This window comes from Streptomyces sp. NPDC005423 (genome assembly GCF_040606415.1).
GTDB lineage: Bacteria > Actinomycetota > Actinomycetes > Streptomycetales > Streptomycetaceae > Streptomyces.
On the sequence record NZ_JBEXET010000031.1, the window covers coordinates 42,374 to 60,060 of the forward strand.

General features: G+C 72.3%; 14 protein-coding genes. 10 read left to right on the forward strand and 4 right to left on the reverse strand.

The window, feature by feature from the left end; genetic code table 11:
• Window positions 1-1,407: a HAMP domain-containing sensor histidine kinase gene (locus tag ABZT12_RS27380; protein WP_356389399.1), complete on the forward strand. Its 1,407-nt coding sequence runs from the start codon at window positions 1-3 to the stop codon at window positions 1,405-1,407.
• Here ABZT12_RS27380 and ABZT12_RS27385 read toward each other — a convergent pair.
• A complete protein-coding gene (locus ABZT12_RS27385) occupies window positions 1,397-2,395 on the reverse strand; it encodes a TAXI family TRAP transporter solute-binding subunit (protein WP_356389402.1) in 999 nt (332 codons plus the stop codon). The two genes, ABZT12_RS27380 and ABZT12_RS27385, sit on opposite strands and share 11 nt — an antisense overlap.
• A 217-nt stretch (window positions 2,396-2,612) precedes the next feature.
• Here ABZT12_RS27385 and miaB point away from each other — a divergent pair, with 217 nt between their 5' ends.
• Window positions 2,613-4,130, forward strand: a complete 1,518-nt coding sequence (miaB, locus tag ABZT12_RS27390) for a tRNA (N6-isopentenyl adenosine(37)-C2)-methylthiotransferase MiaB (RefSeq protein ID WP_356389404.1) — start codon at window positions 2,613-2,615, stop codon at window positions 4,128-4,130.
• Window positions 4,131-4,208: 78 nt separating this feature from the next.
• Window positions 4,209-4,919 (forward strand): class III extradiol dioxygenase subunit B-like domain-containing protein, encoded by a 711-nt coding sequence (locus ABZT12_RS27395; RefSeq protein ID WP_356389406.1) that lies wholly within the window; start codon window positions 4,209-4,211, stop codon window positions 4,917-4,919.
• A gap of 82 nt (window positions 4,920-5,001) precedes the next feature.
• Here the strand turns inward: ABZT12_RS27395 and ABZT12_RS27400 are convergent, their stop codons facing one another.
• Both ABZT12_RS27400 and ABZT12_RS27405 read right to left on the reverse strand, forming a co-directional pair.
• The gene (locus ABZT12_RS27400; RefSeq protein WP_356389408.1) at window positions 5,002-5,271 is read right to left on the reverse strand and encodes an antitoxin; all 270 of its coding nucleotides are present in this window, start codon (window positions 5,269-5,271) and stop codon (window positions 5,002-5,004) included.
• Between the two features lie 24 nt (window positions 5,272-5,295).
• Window positions 5,296-5,598, reverse strand: coding sequence for a hypothetical protein (locus tag ABZT12_RS27405; RefSeq protein ID WP_356389411.1), 303 nt, complete (start codon window positions 5,596-5,598; stop codon window positions 5,296-5,298).
• Window positions 5,599-5,781: 183 nt separating this feature from the next.
• On the opposite strand from ABZT12_RS27405, the gene miaA reads away from it, so the two are divergent.
• From miaA to hflX, 6 genes are all read left to right on the forward strand, one after another.
• Entirely contained in the window at window positions 5,782-6,720 is a 939-nt protein-coding gene (miaA, locus tag ABZT12_RS27410) for a tRNA (adenosine(37)-N6)-dimethylallyltransferase MiaA (protein WP_356389413.1), read from the forward strand.
• 109 nt (window positions 6,721-6,829) lie between these two features.
• Window positions 6,830-7,330, forward strand: coding sequence for a hypothetical protein (locus ABZT12_RS27415; RefSeq protein ID WP_356389474.1), 501 nt, complete (start codon window positions 6,830-6,832; stop codon window positions 7,328-7,330).
• Between the two features lie 80 nt (window positions 7,331-7,410).
• Entirely contained in the window at window positions 7,411-8,280 is an 870-nt protein-coding gene (dapF, locus tag ABZT12_RS27420) for a diaminopimelate epimerase (protein ID WP_356389415.1), read from the forward strand.
• Window positions 8,281-8,566: 286 nt separating this feature from the next.
• Window positions 8,567-10,714: an HD domain-containing protein gene (locus tag ABZT12_RS27425; RefSeq protein ID WP_356389417.1), complete on the forward strand. Its 2,148-nt coding sequence runs from the start codon at window positions 8,567-8,569 to the stop codon at window positions 10,712-10,714.
• Window positions 10,715-10,783: 69 nt separating this feature from the next.
• Window positions 10,784-12,289 (forward strand): M1 family metallopeptidase, encoded by a 1,506-nt coding sequence (locus tag ABZT12_RS27430; protein WP_356389419.1) that lies wholly within the window; start codon window positions 10,784-10,786, stop codon window positions 12,287-12,289.
• A 146-nt stretch (window positions 12,290-12,435) separates the two neighbouring features.
• Window positions 12,436-13,929 carry a GTPase HflX gene (gene hflX, locus ABZT12_RS27435; protein WP_356389421.1) on the forward strand — a complete coding sequence of 498 codons (1,494 nt, stop codon included), beginning with the start codon at window positions 12,436-12,438 and terminating at the stop codon, window positions 13,927-13,929.
• A gap of 140 nt (window positions 13,930-14,069) precedes the next feature.
• On the opposite strand, the gene ABZT12_RS27440 is transcribed toward hflX, so the two are convergent.
• Window positions 14,070-15,305, reverse strand: a complete 1,236-nt coding sequence (locus tag ABZT12_RS27440) for a hypothetical protein (protein ID WP_356389424.1) — start codon at window positions 15,303-15,305, stop codon at window positions 14,070-14,072.
• A gap of 536 nt (window positions 15,306-15,841) precedes the next feature.
• Between ABZT12_RS27440 and ABZT12_RS27445 the strand changes: the two genes are divergently transcribed.
• A complete protein-coding gene (locus ABZT12_RS27445; RefSeq protein WP_356389426.1) occupies window positions 15,842-17,602 on the forward strand; it encodes an IucA/IucC family protein in 1,761 nt (586 codons plus the stop codon).
• Window positions 17,603-17,687: the final 85 nt, after the last annotated feature.

Here is a 17,687-nt window from a genome sequence, read left to right on the forward strand (position 1 = left end):
GTGCGCACACGTCTCCTCCCGCTGCTCATCGTCCTGATGGCGGCGGTTCTGCTCGCCCTCGGAGTCCCGCTCGCCCTCAGCGTGGCCGCCGCCCAGCAGCAGAAGGTGGTCGTCGACCGCATCGACGACACCGCGCGCTTCGCGGCCCTCGCCCAGTTCGTCACCGACGCGCCCACCGGGTCGCGTCCCACGACGAAGGACGAGCGCCGGGAGACCCTGATCCGTGAACTCGCCAGCTACTACGGGGTCTACGGCATCAGGGCCGGCGTCTTCTACCGCACCGGCAGCTCCATGGCGATCGCCCCGGACGGATTCGCGCTGCCCGGGACCGGCGAGGTGCGGGACGCCTTCCAGGAGGCGCTGCTGAGCCGGCGCAGCCACGATCCGCCGCAGGTGTGGCCCTGGCAGCGCAACCGCCTCGTCGTCGCCTCGCCGGTGATACGGGACGGTGACGTCGTCGCGGTCGTGGTCACCGACTCGCCCACCGGTCCGATGCGTTCGCGGACGCTGCGCGGCTGGCTGACCATCGCCGCGGGCGAGACCGGCGCGATGCTGCTGGCCGTGGGCGCCGCGCTCCGGCTGACCGGCTGGGTGCTGCTGCCGGTCCGGGTCCTGGACGCCACCACCCACGACATCGCCACCGGGCGGCTCAAGTCCCGGGTCGCGGCGGCCGGCGGACCGCCGGAACTCCGGCGCCTGGCCCGTTCGTTCAACGAGATGGCGGACAACGTCGAGGATGTGCTGGAGCAGCAGCGCGCCTTCGTCGCCGACGCCTCGCACCAGTTGCGCAACCCGCTCTCGGCGCTGCTGCTGCGTATCGAACTGCTCGCACTCGAACTGCCGGAGGACAACGCGGAGATCGCCTCGGTCCGTACCGAGGGAAAGCGCCTGACCCAGGTCCTGGACGACCTGCTCGACCTGGCCCTGGCCGAGCACGCGGAGGCCGACCTGCGGCTGACCGACATCGGCGCGCTCACCGCCGAGCGCGTCGCCGCCTGGTCACCGACCGCGTGCGCCAAGGGAGTTCGGCTGGTCGGCAGCTGTCCGCCGGTCACCGCGTGGGCCGACCCGGTCACCCTGTCCAGCGCCCTGGACGCGGTGATCGACAACGCGGTGAAGTTCACCCCCGAGGGCGAGTCCGTCGAGGTGACGGTCGCGGCCGACGGAGGGAGCTCGACCGTCGTCGTCACGGACCGCGGCCCGGGTCTGACCGACGAGGAACTCGCCCGCGTCGGCGACCGCTTCTGGCGCAGCAACCGCCACCAGAACATCAAGGGCTCCGGCCTCGGCCTCTCCATCTCCGGCGTCCTGCTCGCCGCGGGCGGCGGCTCCATCGCCTACGCCCGGCACGAGCCGCACGGACTGAGGGTGACCGTCACCGTGCCCCGCGTCGGGCCTACGGCTTGACGGAGCGGTAGTAGCGCCGGGCACCCTCGTGCAGGGCCAGCGGGTCGGTGTAGATCGCCGTACGCAGGTCCACCAGCTGCGCGGAGTGGACGTGCGCGCCGATTCCGTCCCGGCTCTTGATCACGGTCCTGGTGACCCACTCGGTGAGCCGGGGGTCCAGATCCGCCCGGGTCATCAGCAGGTTGGACACGGCGATCGTCGGCACGGTGGAGCCCAGCTGGATGGTGGGATAGGCCGACTCCGGCATGTTGGTGGCCCGGTAGTAGCGCGTCGCGTCGCCCTGCTGGTGCATCTTGGCCACCAGGTCCGCCTCGATCGGCACGAACCGGAACGCGTAGCGGGCCGCCAGATCCTTCAGTCCGGCCGTGGGCAGCCCGCCCGACCAGAAGAACGCGTCGAGCTGCCCACGCCTGAGCCGGTCGGGCCCGGTGTCGATGCCGTCCGCCATCGGCGTGATGCCCTTCTCCGGGTCGATGCCCGCCGCCTTCAGCACCCGGTCGGCTATCAGCCGCACACCGGAGTGCTCCAGTCCTACGGCCACCCGCTTGCCGCGCAGATCCGTGATCGAGTCGACGTCCGAGTCGCGGGGCACGATGAGTTGCACGTAGTCGTCGTACAGCCGCGCCACCCCGCGCAGCCCGGCGGCGCCGCGCCCGCCGTCCACCTCGTACGTCTCCACCGCGTCGGCCGCGGCGATGGTGAAGTCGGCCTTTCCGGTCGCCACGCGCGCGACGTTCTCCTGCGACCCGGCGCTGTTGACCAGCTTCACCTTCAGGTCCGGCATGTCCTGGTCCAGCTCGGTGCGGAGCAGCTTGCCGTACTCCTGGTAGACCCCGAGCGGGGAGCCCGTGCTGATCGTGATCGTCCCGCCCGGCGGCTCCTCACCGAGCGGCAGCAGCCACCACAGCAGCAGCCCGAGGACGACGAAGCCGACCGCCGCGCCCTGGAGGGCCCGGCGCCTGCCGATTCGGGGGAGCACCTGGAGCATGCGCGCGATCCTGCCAGCCCGTGCGCGGTGCTGACCAGGGCAGCGCGGACGCGGCCGGAGTGTCGGTGGCGGCCGGTACGGTCGGTGAGTGGGTTCCTCGCCCGCCGGCCTGGTCCGTGAGTTCCCTCGGGCGTTCGGCCTCGACGCGCGCTCCGCCGCCACCGGAGCGCTACCGGGCGCCGGAGGAGGCACTCGCCGGACCGCCTACCCTTGTCGCATGAGCAGCAGTGAGCCGAGCGGGGCCGTGGACGTCAGAACGTATGAAGTGCGCACCTACGGGTGCCAGATGAACGTCCACGACTCCGAGCGGCTCTCCGGTCTCCTGGAGGAGGCCGGATACGTGCGCGCGCCCGACGGTTCCGACGGCGACGCGGACGTCGTCGTCTTCAACACGTGCGCGGTGCGCGAGAACGCCGACAACCGGCTCTACGGCAACCTCGGCCGGCTCGCCCCGATGAAGACCAGGCGCCCCGGGATGCAGATCGCCGTGGGCGGCTGCCTCGCCCAGAAGGACCGCGACACCATCGTCAAGAAGGCGCCCTGGGTGGACGTCGTCTTCGGCACGCACAACATCGGCAAGCTGCCCGTCCTGCTGGAGCGTGCCCGCGTGCAGGAGGAGGCGCAGGTCGAGATCGCGGAGTCCCTGGAGGCATTCCCCTCGACACTGCCGACCCGGCGGGAGAGCGCCTACGCGGCCTGGGTCTCCATCTCCGTCGGCTGCAACAACACCTGCACCTTCTGCATCGTCCCGGCGCTGCGCGGCAAGGAGAAGGACCGCCGCAGCGGCGAGATCCTCGCCGAGATCGAGGCCCTGGTCGGCGAGGGCGTCTCCGAGATCACCCTGCTCGGCCAGAACGTCAACGCCTACGGCTCCGACATCGGCGACCGCGAGGCCTTCGGCAAGCTGCTGCGGGCGTGCGGGAGCGTCGAGGGCCTGGAGCGCGTCCGCTTCACCTCGCCGCACCCCCGCGACTTCACCGACGACGTCATCGCCGCCATGGCCGAGACGCCGAACGTCATGCCGCAGCTCCACATGCCGATGCAGTCCGGTTCGGACACGGTCCTGAAGGCCATGCGCCGCTCGTACCGCCAGGAGCGCTACCTGGGGATCATCGAGAAGGTGCGCGCCGCCATCCCGCACGCGGCGATCACCACGGACATCATCGTCGGCTTCCCCGGGGAGACCGAGGAGGACTTCGAGCAGACCCTGCACGCCGTCCGCGAGGCGCGGTTCGCGCAGGCCTTCACCTTCCAGTACTCCAAGCGGCCCGGCACCCCGGCGGCGACCATGGAGAACCAGATCCCCAAGGAGGTCGTCCAGGCGCGCTACGAGCGTCTCGTCGCCGTCCAGGAGGAGATCTCCTGGGAGGAGAACAAGAAGCAGGTCGGCCGCACCCTGGACCTCATGGTCGCCGAGGGCGAGGGCCGCAAGGACGGTGCCACGCACCGCCTCTCCGGGCGCGCCCCCGACAACCGACTCGTCCACTTCACCAAGCCGGACCGGGAGGTCCGCCCCGGTGACGTGGTGACCGTCGAGATCACCTATGCCGCCCCGCACCACCTCCTCGCCGAGGGCGCCGTCCTGGACGTGCGCCCCACGCGCGCGGGCGACGCCTGGCAGAAGCGCAACGCGGCGCAGGCCGCGAAGCCGGCCGGCGTGATGCTCGGCCTGCCGAGGATCGGCGCCCCGCAGCCGCTCCCGGTGGCGGCGGCCAGCGGCTGCGGCTGCGACTGACCGGGCCGGGCGCGGGCCGGGCGCGGGCCGGGCCGTCTGTCACGCAGCCGTTCCGCCCGACGGCGTACCCTGCGGATCATGCTTGTCGCCGCCGCAGCCTGCCCCTGCCCGCCGCTGCTCGTGCCGGACGTCGCCGCCGGCGCCGCGCCCGAACTGGACTTCGTGCGGGCCGCCTGCACGGACGCGCTGGGCGTGCTCGCCGCCGCCCGCCCCGACCGTCTCGTGGTCGTCGGACCGGCCGGGAAGGACGGGCGGGGACCGCACCCGGAGGGCACGCGGGGCTCGTTCCGCGGCTTCGGCGTGGATCTCGACGTACGGCTGGGCGCCGACGGCGTGCGGACCGAGCGTGCGCTGCCGCCCTCGCTCGCGGTCGCCGCGTGGCTGCTGGCGCGGACCGGCTGGTCCGACGCCCCGATCGAGGGACTCGGCGTGGGGGAGTCCCTGGCGGCCGACCGTTGCGTCGCGGTGGGCCGGGACATCGGCGCGCGGGCCGGGCGGGTCGCGCTGCTGGTGATGGGCGACGCCAGCGCGTGCCGCACGCTCAAGGCGCCCGGCTATCTCGACGAACGGGCGGCGCCCTTCGACGCGGCGGTCGGGCGGACCCTGGGGGCGGCTGACGTGGCGGCCCTGGAGGCGCTGGACGCCGATTTGTCGTACGAGCTGAAGGCTTCCGGTCGCGCGCCCTGGCAGGTGCTCGCGGGCGCGGCCGAGGGCGCGGGGCTCGGCGGCGCGCTGCTGTACGAGGGCGCGCCCTACGGTGTCGGATACGTGGTCGCGGCCTGGTCGTAGCGTCAGCGCCCCGGGAGGCGGTGAACGGCGGACGGCCGGGAGGCTCTCGCCCCCCGGCCGTCCGGTGGTCGCTCCGCGCCGCTCAGGAGGCCGGCGGGGGCGACGCGGGCGGCGCGATGGTGCCGTCCCGCGTTCCCGGGCCGTCCTTGTGCGCGAGTCGGTCCATGGCGTCCTTGGCCTTGCCCGTGCCTGTCTCGATCTTGTCGCTGTACTTGCCCTTGGTTCTCTCGTCGACCACTTTCGCGGCCTTGTCGAGACCCTGTTCGATCTTGCTTCCGTGCTGCTGGGCGAGGTCGGAGACCTTGTCCTTGGCCGGGGCGAGCTTGGCCTTCAAGTTGTCCATCAGACCCATGGTCCACCTTCCCACGCGGGGCAGTTAAGTGCGGGCGCCTTCGCCGGCCCCACTGTCGGCGGCCTTCTCGGCGGACTGCTGCTTGGGGATCTCGACGGCTTCGGCACCGGCGCTCCCCTCCGCCTCGGTCTCGGCGGCCACCTCGGCGTCCTCGGCTTCCTTGGCGGCGGTGCCGTCGGTGGAGCCGGTGGGGTCCGCAACGGTGGCTTCGCCCACCACAACCTGCTCCGCGGCGGCTTCGGCCGTCTCCGGGGCGGCCTGTGCCTCTGCGGTCGACCCCTCCTCCGTGGCCTTCGACCTCCGCAGAAGTCGTGCAAAAACGCCCATATCCACTCCATACGTTACTTGTGCGGGCGAACTCCCGCGTAGCCCGGTGCGTCCGTCTGCGTCGCCCCGGGGCACCGCCCCTCGAAAGCGGCGGCGAATACCTCGCAACGGGCAACGACCCCGGAACCGCGCCGTCACGTAACTCGTTCGAGACCAGTGCGTGAGGTTTGCGAGACTGGGGCCGTGAGCAGCGCACCCCCCGCCCCCCGAGTCATCGCCGTCGTCGGACCGACCGCGGCCGGAAAATCCGATCTGGGCGTCTTCCTGGCCCGGCGTCTGGGCGGTGAGGTCGTCAACGCCGACTCCATGCAGCTCTACCGAGGGATGGACATCGGCACCGCCAAGCTGACGCCCCAGGAGCGCGCCGGCGTCCCGCACCACCTGATGGACATCTGGGATGTGACGGTCACGGCGTCCGTCGCCGAGTACCAGCGCCTCGCCCGGGAGCGGATCGACGCACTGCTCGCCGACGGCCGCTGGCCGGTCCTCGTCGGCGGCTCCGGCCTCTACGTCCGCGGGGCCGTCGACAACCTGGAGTTCCCCGGCACCGACCCGGAGGTCCGGGCCCGCCTCGAGGAGGAGCTCGCCCTGCGCGGCTCCGGCGCCCTGCACGCCCGCCTCGCCGCCGCCGACCCCGAGGCAGCGCACGCGATCCTGCCGAGCAACGGCCGCCGTATCGTCCGGGCCCTAGAAGTCATCGAGATCACCGGCAAGCCCTTCACCGCCAACCTCCCCGGGCACGACTCGGTCTACGACACGGTCCAGATCGGCGTCGACGTGGCCCGCCCCGAACTCGACGAGCGCATCACGCGCCGGGTCGACCGGATGTGGGACGCGGGGCTCGTGGACGAGGTGCGCGCCCTGGAGGCGCGAGGGCTGCGCGAGGGGCGTACGGCAGCGCGTGCGCTCGGGTACCAGCAGGTGCTCGCGGCGCTCGCGGGGGAGTGCACCCAGGACGAGGCGCGTACGGAGACCGTCCGTGCCACCAAGCGCTTCGCGCGCCGTCAGGATTCGTGGTTCAGACGCGATCCGCGGGTGCACTGGCTGAGTGGGGCCGCGGCGGATCTCACGGAACTTCCGCACCTCGCACTGGCGTTGGTGGAACGACCGGTCACAGCCTGATCACGTCATGGCATCGGGACGCTCAGGCCGCCGTCCCGGCCTCCGGGAGCGTGCCATCATCGAGCTTCGATCGACCAAAGTGGAGTCCGAGTGGGGAGGGCGCGTGGCGATGGAGGCCGGCCCTCGCGACACCGCAGAAGGCACCGAGCACGTCACCCCCGACCTCGGTGAACCGGAACAGGGCGACGACCGGCTGAGCCCGGACGGCCCGGACGAACTCCCGGGCGGAGTGACCGCCGACGGACCCGAACCGGACGAGATGTTCCCCGGTCCCGAGGTCGAGGTGGAGCTGCGTCCGCAGCGCCGGCTGCGCATCTGGCAGCTCGCCCCGATCGTCGCCCTGGCCGCGCTCGGCTCCCTGATGTTCGCCTTCCCGCTCGCCTTCGACTTCGGCGACAGCGGCGCCGTGATCGCCATGCTCGGCCTGCTCATCTGCTCCTGCGCGGCCGGCTGGGGCATGATGGCCGCCCGCCGCGTCGGCCACACGTGGCCCGGCTTCCCGCAGCGCGGCTCCGGTCGCCGCCCCGACTGGCGCGTGGTCCTCGCCTACGTCGTGCTCGTCGCCGCGGTGGTCGTCCTCGCCGTGTGGCGCGTGGCCCGGCTGCGTTAGCCGGCGCGAGCGCCGTACCCCCGGCCGCCCCTGGATCGTCCCGCCCCCGGGCTGTCACAGCCACCCCGTACGATCGAGGAATGAGCACGCGGATCGCCTTCCTCAAGGGGCACGGCACCGAGAACGACTTCGTGATCGTCCCGGACCCCGAGAACGTCATCGACCTGTCCCCGGCCGCCGTGGCCGCCCTGTGCGACCGGCGCGCGGGCATCGGCGGTGACGGCCTGCTGCACGTCGTGCGGTCCGCCGCCCATCCCGAGGCGCGGTCGATGGCGGCCGAGGCGGAGTGGTTCATGGACTACCGCAACGGCGACGGCTCGGTCGCCGAGATGTGCGGCAACGGCGTGCGAGTGTTCGCGCGCTACCTCCAGCGCTCCGGGCGGGTGACCGAGGGTGACCTCGCGGTCGCCACGCGCGGTGGCGTGAAGACCGTGCACCTCGCCAAGGACGGGGACGTCACCGTCGGCATGGGCAGAGCGCGGCTGCCCGCGGGGGACGTCACGGTGAGCGTCGGCGAGCGCAGTTGGCCCGCGCGGAGCGTGAACATGGGCAATCCGCACGCGGTCGCCTTCGTCGACGACCTCGCGGACGCCGGCGACCTGTACTCCCCGCCGCCCTTCAGCCCGGCCGCCGCCTACCCGGACGGGGCGAACGTCGAGTTCGTCGTCGACCGCGGCCCCCGGCACGTCGCGTTGCGGGTCCACGAGCGCGGCTCCGGCGAGACCCGGTCGTGCGGCACGGGCGCGTGCGCAGTGGCTGTGGCCGCCGCCCGCAGGGACGGCGCGGACCCGGCCGTCACCGGCACTCCGGCCACCTACACCGTCGACGTGCCCGGCGGAACGCTGGTCGTCACCGAACGGCCCGACGGCGAGATCGAGATGACCGGTCCCGCGGTGATCGTCGCCGAGGGCGAGTTCGACACCGAGTGGCTGGAAAACGCGCTCCGCTGAACGGGTGAATCCCAGCTAGGACGGTTTCGAATCCTCTCATCCGCAGAGGCCGGGTGCCCGTGGTGTCCCGAAACCACGGCCGACCTCGTATCCCGTGGCGCGAAACGGTAAACCCGCCGATCGTCGCTCGAATAGGTGATCCGTTTCACGCTCGGCGGGAGGCGGTCCGTCGCACGTGGTGGGCTCGGTAGCATCAAGCACCGGCCCGGACGGGGGATCGTCGTCGTTCCCTGAGCCGAGTACGCCCTGGGGCACCCGTCCGCCGGTCAAGCAGCCGGAGGTGCCCATGAGTGCGGAGGCCACGAACTCTGCGACGCCGAGCCCTGTGACCGACACAGCGCCCCGCAGGAAGGCCCGCCCCCGGATCGACCTGCGCCGACTCGGCCGGGCCGCCCTGCTCGGCCCCGCCGCGCGCGACCGGCTGCCCGACGCCATCGGCCACGTGGCGGAGGCGCATCGCGCCCACTACCCCGACGCGGACCTCGAAGCTCTGCGCCGCGCCTACGTGTTGGCCGAGTCCTCGCACCGCGGCCAGATGCGCAAGAGCGGTGAGCCCTACATCACCCACCCGCTCGCCGTCACCCTCATCCTCGCCGAACTCGGCGCGGAGACAACGACGTTGACCGCCTCCCTGCTCCACGACACCGTCGAGGACACGGAGGTGACGCTGGATCAGGTCGGCTCCGAGTTCGGCGCTGAGGTGCGCTACCTGGTCGACGGGGTGACGAAACTGGAGAAGGTCGACTACGGCGCCGCCGCCGAGCCCGAGACCTTCCGCAAGATGCTCGTCGCCACCGGCAGCGACGTCCGCGTGATGTCGATCAAACTGGCCGACCGGCTGCACAACATGCGCACCCTGGGCGTGATGCGCCCCGAGAAGCAGGCCCGCATCGCCAAGGTCACCCGGGACGTCCTCATCCCGCTCGCCGAACGGCTCGGCGTCCAGGCGCTCAAGACCGAACTGGAAGACCTCGTCTTCGCGATCCTGCACCCCGAGGAGTACGAGCACACAAGGGAGTTGATCGCGGACAACGCCTCCCGGGCGGACGATCCGCTCGCCGACATCTCCGACGAGGTGCGCGCCGTGCTGCGCGACTCCGGCATCCCGGCCGAAGTCCTCATCCGCCCACGGCACTTCGTCTCCGTACACCGGGTGGCCCGCAAGCGCGGCCAGCTGCGCGGCTCCGACTTCGGCCGCGTCCTGGTGCTGGTCAACGAGGACGCGGACTGTTACGGCGTCCTCGGCGAACTGCACACCTGTCTGACGCCCGTCGTCTCGGAGTTCAAGGACTTCATCGCCGTACCCAAGTTCAACCTGTACCAGTCGCTGCACACCGCGGTCGCCCGCGCCGACGGCCAGGTCGTCGAAGTCCTCGTCCGCACCCACCAGATGCACAAGGTCGCCGAGGCCGGCGTCATCGCGCTCGGCAACCCCTACGCGCCCCCCGCGGAGGAGCAGACGGCGCCCGACGGCGAGCGCGCCGACCCCACCCGGCCCGGCTGGCTCTCCCGCCTCCTCGACTGGCAGGAGGCCGCGCCCGACCCCGACACCTTCTGGTCCACCCTCCGTGAAGACCTCGCCCAGGACCGTGAGATCACCGTCTTCCGGCCCGACGGCGGCACCCTGGGCCTGCCCGAGGGCGCGACCTGCGTGGACGCCGCCTACGCGCAGTACGGCGAGGATGCGCACGCCTGCATCGGCGCACGCGTCAACGGGCGCCTGGCGACCCTGAGCACGGTTCTGACGGACGGCGACACCGTCCAGCTCCTCATGGGCCAGGACCCGGCCTCCGAGCCCTCCAGGGAGTGGCTGGAGCACGCCCACACCGCCGCCGCCCGGATCGCCATCCAGCGCTGGCTCACCGCCCACCCGGTGAGCGCCGAGGACGAGGCGGCCGGGCACCCCTCGGAAAGCGGGCGGGACACCGGTGTGCGCCCGGCCCGCACCGGCGCCCCCGACATCGGCGCTCCGGACGCGCCCCTCGCCGCCCCCGTCGTCGACCGGCCCGGCGCGAGCGTCCGTCTCGCCGGCTGCTGCACCCCCGTACCGCCCGACGAGGTGACCGGTTTCTCGGTGCGCGGGGGCGTGGTCACCGTCCACCGTGTCGAGTGCGCCGCCGTGGCGCGGATGAAGAACGTGGGGCGCGCGGAGGTCGGCGTGCGCTGGGGTGACACCACCGCCTGCCGGGTCACGCTCGTGGCCGAATCGTTCGGCCGCCCCCATCTGCTGGCCGACCTCACCGAGGCGATGGCCCTGGAGGGCGCCGAGATCGTCTCGGCGACGGTCGAACCGCCGACCCAGCAGCAGGTGCGCCACACGTACACGCTCCAACTGCCGGACGCGGCCCACCTTCCCGCCCTGATGCGCGCCATGCGCAACGTGCCGGGCGTGTACGACGTCAGCCGGGCGCAACATCACACGACGGCCTCCTGAAGACCCCGTTCGAGTGGACCTGGCGCGAGTCATCGTCCTCGGGTACGCGCGCGCTGGTAGCGGTGGTGCATGCTGCTCACTTTCCGCACCTCCCGGCCCGGCGCCAGGGCTCCACGCCGGCTGAAGGCGGCGCTCCTCGCCTCCGCCGTCTCGGTCTGCCTCGTCGCGGCGAGCGCCCCCGCCGAGCCGCTGGGCGTCGGCGACCGCCTCTTCCCCTACCTCGGCAACCCCGGGTACGACGTGGCGTCGTACGACCTCTCCTTCACCTACACCGGCTCCCACAGCAAGCCGCTCCAGGCCGTCACCACGATCGACGCCCGGACGACCGCCGCGCTGGACCGGATCAACCTGGACTTCGCCCACGGCACCGTGGAGTCGGTCGAGGTCGACGGCCGGCCCGCCTCCTACACCAGCGCCGGCGAGGACCTGGTGGTCACCCCGGAGCGATCGCTGCCCCAGGGCACCCGGACCCGGATCACCGTGCGGCACACCAGCGATCCCTCGACCACCGGGGACGGTGACGGCGGCTGGGTGCGCACCGAGGACGGCCTCGCCATGGCCAACCAGGCCGACGCCGCGCACCTGGTCTTCCCCTGCAACGACCACCCCTCTGACAAGGCGATGTTTACCATCCGGGTCACCGCGCCTAACGCCTACACGGCCGTCGCCAACGGCCTGCCGGCCGGCGTCGACAAGTCCGGCGCGACGACCACCTGGACGTACCGCACCCGGCACCCCATGGCCACCGAACTCGCACAGGTGTCGATCGGCCGCTCAGCCGTGCTGCGCCGCACCGGCCCGCACGACCTGCCGATGCGTGACGTGGTGCCCGCCCAGGACCGCGAGCGGCTGCGGCCCTGGCTGGAGAAGACGCCGGACCAGATCGCCTGGATGGAGAGCAAGGTCGGCCGGTACCCCTTCGAGACGTACGGGCTGCTGATGGCCGACGCGTCCACCGGGTTCGAGCTGGAGACCCAGACGATCTCGCTCTTCGAGAAGGGCCTCTTCACCGAGCCCGCCTACCCGAAGTGGTACGTCGAGTCGGTCATGGTCCACGAGCTGTCCCATCAGTGGTTCGGCGACAGCGTCAGCCCGCGCACCTGGTCGGACGTGTGGCTCAACGAGGGGCACGCCACCTGGTACGAGGAGCTCTACGCCGAGGAGACGGCGCACCGGCCCATGGAGGACCGGATGAAGGCCGCCTACAGCGCCTCCGACCGCTGGCGCGCCGCCGGCGGACCGCCCGCTCTCCCCAAGGCCCCCGCCCCGGGCCAGAAGATCAGCCTCTTCCGCCCCAACATCTACGACGGCGCCGCCCTCGCCCTCTACGCCCTGCGCCAGGAGATCGGCCGCCCCGCCTTCGAGCGCGTGGAGCGCACCTGGGTGCGTGTCCACCGGGACGCCACCGCCACCACGGCCGACTTCGAGGACCTCGCCGCAAGGATCTCCGGCCGCGACCTGACCGGGTTCTTCAAGGCCTGGCTGTACGACGAGAAGACCCCGCCGATGCCGGGACACCCGGACTGGAAGCCGGCGCCGTCCGCCGCCCCACAGGGGCCCCCTGCCAAGAAATAGGGCCGCCGGATAAGGCGATGACGGGACGAGCCGTGCCGTGCGACCATCGTCGGGCCGACGCCGCGGGGACCGGGAGTTCATCGGGAATCTCCAGGGGCACTCGCGCGTTGAGACCTGTGCAGGCATTCCCACGACGTAAGGACCCAATGACCTCCTCTTCTTCCTCTCCCCAGGACACTGAGCGCCTCGCGCACACCTACCCCGAGGGTCTTCGGGCCGATGCCCTGATGGAAGAGGACGTCGCCTGGAGCCGGCTGACCGACGGAGAGCGGGACGGCGCACAGCTCGACCGCTCCGACCGCGCGGCTCTGCGCCGCGTCGCGGGCCTCTCCACCGAGCTGGAGGACGTCACCGAGGTCGAGTACCGGCAGCTGCGCCTGGAGCGCGTGGTGCTCGTCGGTGTGTGGACCTCGGGGACCGTCCAGGACGCGGAGAACTCGCTGGCCGAGCTGGCCGCCCTCGCGGAGACCGCGGGAGCGCTCGTCCTCGACGGCGTCGTGCAGCGCCGCGACAAGCCGGACGCGGCGACCTACATCGGCTCCGGCAAGGCGATCGAGCTGCGGGACATCGTCCTGGAGACCGGAGCCGACACCGTGGTCTGCGACGGAGAGCTGAGCCCCGGCCAGCTCATCCACCTCGAAGACGTCGTCAAGGTCAAGGTCATCGACCGTACGGCCCTGATCCTCGACATCTTCGCCCAGCACGCCAAGTCCCGTGAGGGCAAGGCGCAGGTGGCACTCGCGCAGATGCAGTACATGCTGCCGAGGCTGCGCGGTTGGGGCCAGTCGCTCTCCCGTCAGATGGGCGGCGGCTCGGGCGGCGGCCTCGCCACCCGTGGCCCCGGTGAGACCAAGATCGAGACGGACCGGCGCCGGATTCGCGAGAAGATGGCGAAGATGCGCCGGGAGATCGCGGACATGAAGACCGGCCGCGACATCAAGCGCCAGGAGCGCCGGCGCCACAAGGTGCCGTCCGTCGCCATCGCGGGTTACACCAACGCGGGCAAGTCCTCCCTGCTCAACCGCCTCACCGGCGCGGGCGTCCTGGTCGAGAACGCGCTGTTCGCGACCCTGGACCCGACCGTGCGCAGGGCGGAGACGCCGAGCGGACGGCTCTACACGCTGGCCGACACGGTCGGTTTCGTCCGGCATCTCCCGCACCACCTGGTCGAGGCGTTCCGCTCCACGATGGAGGAGGTCGGCGACGCCGACCTGATCCTGCACGTGGTCGACGGTTCGCACCCGGTCCCGGAGGAGCAGCTGGCCGCCGTGCGCGAGGTGATCCGGGATGTCGGCGCCACCCAGGTGCCCGAGATCGTGGTGATCAACAAGGCCGACGCGGCCGACCCGTTGACCCTTCAGCGGCTGATGCGGAACGAGAAGCGCTCCATCGCCGTCTCGGCCCGCAGCGGTCAGGGCATCGAGGAGCTCCTCGCGCTCATCGACAACGAACTGCCGCGCCCCGCGGTCGAGATCGAGGCGCTGGTGCCGTACACGCACGGCAAGCTGGTCGCCCGCGCCCACTCGGAGGGCGAGGTGATCTCCGAGGAGCACACCGCGGAGGGCACCCTGCTCAAGCTGCGCGTGCACGAGGAGCTGGCGGCGGAACTCGCGCCGTACGTACCGGCACCGCTGGCCTGACCGCCGTATCCGATCTCGGAACACGGCCGGAGGCACGGCCCTGGCGCAACGGTCGCAGCACGAAGCGAAGGCCCGTCCCCTGCAACAGGGGGCGGGCCTTCTGCCGTGCCGCGGTGGGTCCCACAGCGGCCGGGCGGTGCCTACTGGCCGGCGAACTTCTTGCTGACCGAGTCGTACACGGCCTTCGCCACGGCACCCAGGCGTGGGCCCGCCAGCCAGCCCGAAGTCACCGGCCCGATCGAGGTGTTGGAGACCAGCGCCGGCTTCCCGTCGGATCCCGTCTCGACCCAGCCGCCGCCGGACGAACCGCCGGTCATCGTGCAGCCGATGCGGTACATCGTCGGGTCGGCCGTGTCGATCGACAGCCGCCCCGGCCTGTCCGTGCACTGGTACAGCGTCTGGCCGTCGTACGGCGGCGCCGCCGGGTACCCGGTCGCGGTGAGGCTCGACACCTTCGGCACGGCGGGCGCGTCGAAGTTCACCGGCAGCGCCGAACCGACCGTCTCCTCAAGGGACTTGCCGCCGCTGCCCTGCTCGGGCGTCACATGGATCACGGCGTAGTCGTACGCCGATCCCTGGCCGCCCGTCTCGCCGCCCTGATCGATCCACTGCTGCGAGGTCCGCGCCCAGTCGCCCCACCAGACGCCGTACGGTGCGACCTCGGACCGGGTCGCCCCCTGCAACTGGGCCGCGTTCTCACCGGCGTTGTTGTACGACGGCACGAACGCGATGTTGCGGTACCAGCCGCCCTTCTTGCCGGCGTGCACACAGTGCCCCGCCGTCCAGACGAGGTTGGACTTGCCGGGGTGCGCGGGGTCCTCCACGACCGTCGCCGAGCAGACCATCGTGCCCTGGGGGGCGTCGAAGAGCACCTTGCCGGCCGCCGCCGCGTTGGCGTGGTAGGTGGGCGTCACGGCCTTCGCCTTCACCGGGGCGGGCGTCGGGTCGGTCACACCCTGGTCGCCGGAGAGGTCGTTGGTGTCGACGCCCTTGTCCGGGTCGTCGGCGGCCCGCATCCGGTCCGAGCTCCACAGCCCCTTGATGACCGGGTTGACGTAGTCGTTGGCCTCGCGGAGCCAGTCGTCCCTGTTCCAGTTCTTCCAGGCGCCGCGCTTCCACTTGTCGATGTCGATCCCGTGCTCCTTGAGCTTCTGCCTGAGCTCGTCCGGGATCTTGATCTTGCCGTCACCGGTTCCACCGCCGGTCGCGGAGGCGGAGGCCGAACCGCCCGCGTTGTCGTCGGTGCCGCTCGAACCGCAGGCGGTCGCGGTGAGCGCGAGCACCGAGGCGAGGACGAGCGCGGCCGGCGCGGGGGAGATCCTGCCGGGCGCGCTCCTCCCTCGGCGGACGGTGAAGAACGGCCGTATGGATCGCATGGACTTGACTCCCCCTGGAGTGAACGGACGGGCGGCGGGCCGCGAACCCAGCGGGACTCCACGCCGGCTTCGCGCCCCTCCCACGGCTTCGGGAACGGCGTCCCACACTATGCGCTCGCTGTGGGCGGCTTCCGACGGAACAGCAACAGTTGAGTCACGGCAAGGATCTTGGAGCAACCCGTAACTCCTCGGGGGGTGCGGGGTTGGTAGCGGCGGGGGGTCTGCCGTCTCCGTGAGGTCCCCTGTGCGCGTGAGGTCGTACGGGCCACAACTCACCCTCCCCTGCCGGGACTTCGAGGTGGCGGCCGTCGGCGCCACACCGCGCTCGGCCGACGGGCAGGACACCGCCGCCCACCCACCGGTCAGCCGTCGGACGAACCCGTAGACCCCGCGAGGACCAGACCGTGAACGCCACCTCCACCCCCGACGGCCGCCCCGAGGCCCCCGGGCCGGGCCCCGCCCTTCCCGTGCCGCCGCCGGAATCCGTCCCCCGACCACGCCCCCGGAGCTCGGAGACCGAGCGGCATGGCGACGCCGTGACCGACCTCCTGGACCACCCCGACCCGCACACCGCGGCGCGGTCCGCCGCCGTCGAGAACCTTCTGCGCTGCTGGGTACGGGAGACCGGTTCGCCCGCCCCCGCCGACGGCACGCTCCGTCTTCCCCTCCCCGCCACCGGCACCGCTCTCCTCGCCGAGGTGCACTACTGGTCGCCGACCGGCGCGCACCGCTTCGGCCCGCCCCGCCTCGCCGGTGCGCCCGACGACGTCCCGCCGGCCGACCCGGTGACGGTCGCGGCGCTGCTCTCCCGCGAGGCGTGCGCGGGCGCACCGGGGGGTACCCCCGCGACGGCGCCCGCGCCGGTCGCGCACCACGCCACCGATCTGGTCGCCCGGGTCGCCGACTCCCTCCGCCGCACGGCCACCTTCATCACCCACAGGCGTCAACACCCCACCGACACAACGGACTTGTTCCTCGCCGCCGAGCAGTCGCTGCTGCTCGGACATCCGCTGCACCCGACCCCGAAGAGTCGCGAGGACCTCTCCGATTCCGAACTCCGGCGGTACTCACCCGAGTTGGACGGCGCCTTCCCGCTGCGCTGGATCGCCGTGGCCCCCGGCGTACTCGCCACCGACTCCGCCTGGACCGAGCGCGGCCGTCCCGTCACCGCTCCCAGGCTGACGGCGCGCCTCGCCGGAACCGCGCTGCCGCTGCCCGACGGCCACGCCGCTCTGCCGCTGCACCCCTGGCAGTGGCGCGAGCTGCGGCACCGGGCCGGAACCGCGGCCCTGCTCGACACCGGGCAGTTGACGGACCTCGGCACGCGGGGCACGTCCTGGCATCCGACCTCCTCCCTGCGCACCGTCCACCGGTCGGGCGCCCCCGCCATGCTCAAGCTCTCGCTGGGCCTGCGTATCACCAACTCCCGTCGCGAGCACCTCCGCAAGGAACTCCATCGCGGCGTCGAGGTGCACCGTCTGCTGCGCGGCGGTCTGTCGAAGCAGTGGCACGCGGCCCACCCGGCCTTCGACATCGTGCGCGACCCGGCCTGGCTCGCCGTGGACGACCCGGCGGACGGCCGGCCCGTGCCCGGCCTCGACGTGCTGATCCGGCACAACCCCTTCGGCCCGGGGGACGACGTGTCCTGCGTGGCCGGGCTCGTCTCACCGCGGCCCCGCCGTTCACGCCTCGCCGAGATCGTCACACGGCTCGCCGAGCGCACCGGCCGCCCGCGCGGAGCCGTCGCCGCGGAGTGGTTCCTGCGCTACCTGGAGCAGGTCGTACGACCCGTGCTGTGGCTGGACGGGGAGGCGGGCATCGCCCTGGAGGCGCACCAGCAGAACACGCTGGTCCTGCTGGACGGTGACGGCTGGCCCGCGGGCGGGCGCTACCGCGACAACCAGGGCTACTACTTCCGGGCGTCCCGGCGCGCCGAACTCGACGCCCGGCTGCCCGGCATCGGCGAACACAGCGACACCTTCGTCGCCGACGAGGTGACCGACGAACGCTTCACCTACTACCTGGCGATCAACAACGTCTTCGGACTCATCGGGGCGTTCGGCTCTCAACACCTCGCCGACGAGCGGCTCTTGCTCGCCGCCTTCCGCCGCTTCCTGGGTGGCCTCGCCGTGGCCCCCGGCGGACCGCGCAGCTCCCTGCCGGCCCGCCTGCTCGACTCACCGGTCCTGCGCTGCAAGGCCAACCTGCTGACCCGACTCCACGGCCTCGACGAACTCGTCGGCCCGGTGGACACCCAGTCCGTCTACGTCACCATCGCCAACCCCCTCCACTCCTGACCGCGCACGCCCGGCGGACCGCCGCCCCCCACCGCCCCGAGGCGCACGCCCCACCCGGTTTCCCGTCTCGCCTCTCCCGTCTCCC

What these genes read in the sequence shown, in the direction of transcription:
- dapF (WP_356389415.1), top strand. Translation starts at nt 7,411, where the DNA reads ATGAGCACGCGGATCGCCTTCCTCAAGGGGCACGGCACCGAGAACGAC.
- ABZT12_RS27430 (WP_356389419.1), top strand. Translation starts at nt 10,784, where the DNA reads ATGCTGCTCACTTTCCGCACCTCCCGGCCCGGCGCCAGGGCTCCACGC.
- ABZT12_RS27405 (WP_356389411.1), bottom strand. Translation starts at nt 5,598, where the DNA reads ATGGGCGTTTTTGCACGACTTCTGCGGAGGTCGAAGGCCACGGAGGAG.
- ABZT12_RS27395 (WP_356389406.1), top strand. Translation starts at nt 4,209, where the DNA reads ATGCTTGTCGCCGCCGCAGCCTGCCCCTGCCCGCCGCTGCTCGTGCCG.
- hflX (WP_356389421.1), top strand. Translation starts at nt 12,436, where the DNA reads ATGACCTCCTCTTCTTCCTCTCCCCAGGACACTGAGCGCCTCGCGCAC.
- ABZT12_RS27425 (WP_356389417.1), top strand. Translation starts at nt 8,567, where the DNA reads ATGAGTGCGGAGGCCACGAACTCTGCGACGCCGAGCCCTGTGACCGAC.
- ABZT12_RS27415 (WP_356389474.1), top strand. Translation starts at nt 6,830, where the DNA reads ATGGAGGCCGGCCCTCGCGACACCGCAGAAGGCACCGAGCACGTCACC.
- ABZT12_RS27400 (WP_356389408.1), bottom strand. Translation starts at nt 5,271, where the DNA reads ATGGGTCTGATGGACAACTTGAAGGCCAAGCTCGCCCCGGCCAAGGAC.
- ABZT12_RS27385 (WP_356389402.1), bottom strand. Translation starts at nt 2,395, where the DNA reads ATGCTCCAGGTGCTCCCCCGAATCGGCAGGCGCCGGGCCCTCCAGGGC.
- ABZT12_RS27440 (WP_356389424.1), bottom strand. Translation starts at nt 15,305, where the DNA reads ATGCGATCCATACGGCCGTTCTTCACCGTCCGCCGAGGGAGGAGCGCG.
- miaB (WP_356389404.1), top strand. Translation starts at nt 2,613, where the DNA reads ATGAGCAGCAGTGAGCCGAGCGGGGCCGTGGACGTCAGAACGTATGAA.